Consider the following 3297-nt stretch of genomic DNA (forward strand, 5'->3'; position numbering starts at 1 on the left):
GCATCCACTGCCCACGGCGGCGTGAAGGACCCGATGAACTCATCGTCGCTGTTAGTTACGATTATCCCGCCATCCTCGAGAAAGTTGTAGTTGGCCCCATCAGGAAGCTGCAGGTCGTAGGCGTACGAAGTCGGTGCCTCGGCGCTGGCGATCGTGACCAGCGCTTGGAGACCGCCGCCCTCAACCGGCCGGACAGCGAGCCCAGCATCTGTACCCGGGTACACCATTGTCCCGTCAGCGAGTGGCACCCCTGTGCCCAACTCAAGTTGCTCTACCGGGAGTGAAATTGCCGACTCCACCCCCTGGAAGGTGAACTCGAGTCCGTCGGTTGGATCGACGGGAATGAATCCCTCACTTCCCATTTCCTCCACGGTGACCCCGTCGGCCGACACGAGTGCCTGATCGGAGACGGCGAGCGAATCTTCTGGGAGTTGGTCATCAAGCACATCTGCTATCTCGTCAACCGCCACCTCGGCGACTCCTTGAACCGCGACGATGTCTTCATCAATGCTCTCGACTTGGGTGCCCAGCAGACCAGAAGTCTCAGGCTCAACTGGCTCGGGCGCCTGGGCAGATGCTGGTCCCACAATGACAGTGGTGGCGGTAAGAGCCGCCACTACCCCAACCCAGAACCTTCGGTTCATTCTCATCGTTGACTTCCAATCGCTCAAGCCGGATCATGACGGACGTCAAGATGCAGACATCGAACACCTTTGCTTACCGTCCGTCAAGTACCGTCTTCGAGCATGCCTCCCGTAGATCAGCGATAGGAGCGCCCATGACGACGGTCTCGTACTCGACGTCACACACATCCGGCGATCCGCCCAGATGTGGAATTCCGCGGGCTCATCGATGAGCATGTTCGACGACCTACGAGCCAACCAACAACCGCACCGCTGTGCGTCGATCGACTGGTAACGGTTGGTGTTCGTGGCCCCGAGCATTGGCGTCGGCGTCAGTTGGTGCGGGTGTCGTGGCGGCGGCGAAGATCATGAGTCCGAACGCTGCGACACGTGTCGTTGTCGATGCTCGCGGAACAACCCGTGGCGGTGCAGCTCGACAACGACGGTGCGCCCAGTGATCTTGAAGCGTTGTTCGATCTCGACTCGGGTGAGTCCTTTGCGGACGGCGTTGGTGAGCTCGCGATGACTGATCGCTGGACGCTCGGACACGAACACTGCGATCTGAGCAAGCCACACCGCAGCGGTCGTCGGTGACACCGAGAACCGTTGAGCAACCCCTCTGATCGTCTGCTCGGCATCCCAGACTGCTCGCAGCACCGCTTCACTCGGCGGCGTGAGACTCGCCGACTCGTAGCGGCGAGGCGACGCGATGCCGTAGCGGGTGAGCGCACGCTGGACCCCGACGCGTGACACACCGAGCTGTTGTGCGATCTCATTGGTGCCGTTGTCGGCAATCGCAGCTTGCAACCAGGCAGGGTCGACGAGGCGGGGGTGTTGCGACCCGCGTTCGCTGCGCACGATGATGCCGCGGCGACGCAGGGCCGCGCCGACGGGCTGTTCGTTGACGCCGAGTTCGGTTGCGACCTCACGAATCGACCACGCCGTCTCGTACCGCTCGATGAGCCAACCACGATCGTCGAGCACCGCTGGCCGTCGCGGTCGGGACGCCGCCGCGCGGTGTGCACCTCGATGCCGTGAAGATCCAACGCCCGACGAACGGTTTCCGACGCGACCTCGACTTCCGAAGCGATGCCAGCAATGGTCGAGGTGGAATACCGTTTCGTGAGCCAGTCGCGGTCGGCCAACTGCGGATGCGAGATCCGCTGGCGTGCAGCATCGCCGCGTTGTCGACGTGGCAGGTTGTGGCGGATCATGGCGCGTCGCACTGTTGACGTCGACACGTCCACGAGCGCAGCGATGTCCGCAATCGACTGTGTGGAGTACTGCTCGATGAGCCAGTCCCGCTCCACCGTCCACCCACCTGAGACGCTGCTCACCACCTCCTCAGTGTGACCGAGCCGTCGCGACCACACGTAGTTCATGGTTCGCCCTCGTTGCCGCAGTCAGTGGTTGCCCCGACACGCTCGAACGACCAAACGGTCAGGCATCGAACAGGCCGCGAGACACAGGCCGCCGACGAATGCCGTGTTGTGTGAGAGCGGACCGCACCTTCCACGTCGAGCAGTTCAACGCTGCAGCAATGTCGTTCGCGGTGGCTTTGTCGTCGAGGTAGCGGCCACGCAACCAGTCATGATTCTCGAGCGCTCTCTCGGTCCTGCCGAGACGGCTGCGCACCAGTTCGAAATGGTTCACGGCACGTTGCATCGTGGCAATGCTGACGTCGCTGTCGAGTGCGATGTCGCAAAGTGTGCGGTGTCGTTGCACGTACTGCATCTTGAGCCAGTCACCGTCGATCCCACCAGGCGGCCGGTATGGGCGCACTGGCCGTACTGCTGGTTCGACGCCCTGGCGTCTCATCGCGCGCCGCAACGTCACTTCGTTCACCGAAAGTCGTGCGGCGACTTCGCGAACGCTCAGCGCTTCGACGCTGAACTGTTGGCGAAGCCAGCCAGCATCGTCCAACTGTTCGGGGCGGTCCATGGGGCGGTGGTGAGGGTTACGAATGTCGAAGCGACGCATCCGTTGCCGAATTCCGGACCGGTCGATGCCCACCGATCGGGCGATCGACGACACGGTCTCGCCTGCAGCGAACGCGCCACGTAACGCTTCGGGTGTCAACCCGGGATGCTTGAGAACGCGAGCAATGTCGAACCGGGCGAACGCTGCGTGAACCTCAGACGTCGAGGTCGCCTATCCTGGGGCGTGAGGAGGTTCTGTGCGGAATCCTGAGCGACGTGGTGTCGCAGTGTCTGCCCAGCGACGCTCCATTTGCCTGCAGGGCGGATGAACACTGGGCTGGCGCTGATCGGGTGTACCACAAACGGTGGGTTTTGAACGTTGAGTGGCAGAGACCACTGCAAAGTGCAGATTGATGGCAAGAATGCCCGGTTTCGATCGGAAGTATCAAAACCTCACAGCAGACTGTTTTCGGAACACTTCTTGAACGAAGGCCCTGCTCACGGCACCTCCGGTCGCTCGGCATCAGCGTATAGAGCGTTCTGAAATTCACGATTCCGCACAGAACCTCGTCACACCCCAACATCATCGTGCTGGAGTTCACGCGTCGATGGTGCCACATTGCTAACCTGCAACTCACAACTGAAACGCCGATCCACTCGATCGGGAGAGCCGGTTTAATCCGGCGCTGAAGGCGCAACCCACCCCGGCAATCGCTCAAGCACCAGGACCGTTCGAGTGAGGCACGCTGGAAAGA

3 protein-coding genes and 1 riboswitch are annotated in these 3297 nt (G+C 61.7%); all 3 genes read right to left on the reverse strand.

Annotated elements, in window-relative coordinates; all coding sequences use genetic code 11:
• Nucleotides 1-587 (reverse strand): hypothetical protein (locus tag ACH2EI_RS17250; RefSeq protein WP_395160954.1); only part of this gene is annotated, 587 nt, incomplete at its 3' end.
• 402 nt (nt 588-989) lie between these two features.
• Nucleotides 990-1607, reverse strand: coding sequence for a hypothetical protein (locus ACH2EI_RS17255; RefSeq protein WP_395156729.1), 618 nt, complete (start codon nt 1605-1607; stop codon nt 990-992).
• Nucleotides 1608-2063: 456 nt separating this feature from the next.
• Complete coding sequence (locus ACH2EI_RS17260; protein ID WP_395156731.1) at nt 2064-2702, reverse strand: hypothetical protein; 639 nt, start codon at nt 2700-2702, stop codon at nt 2064-2066.
• Nucleotides 2703-3194: 492 nt separating this feature from the next.
• A riboswitch (glycine riboswitch) is annotated at nt 3195-3283 on the forward strand.
• Nucleotides 3284-3297: the final 14 nt, after the last annotated feature.

Source organism: Ilumatobacter sp., from assembly GCF_041688325.1.
Lineage (GTDB): Bacteria > Actinomycetota > Acidimicrobiia > Acidimicrobiales > Ilumatobacteraceae > Ilumatobacter_A.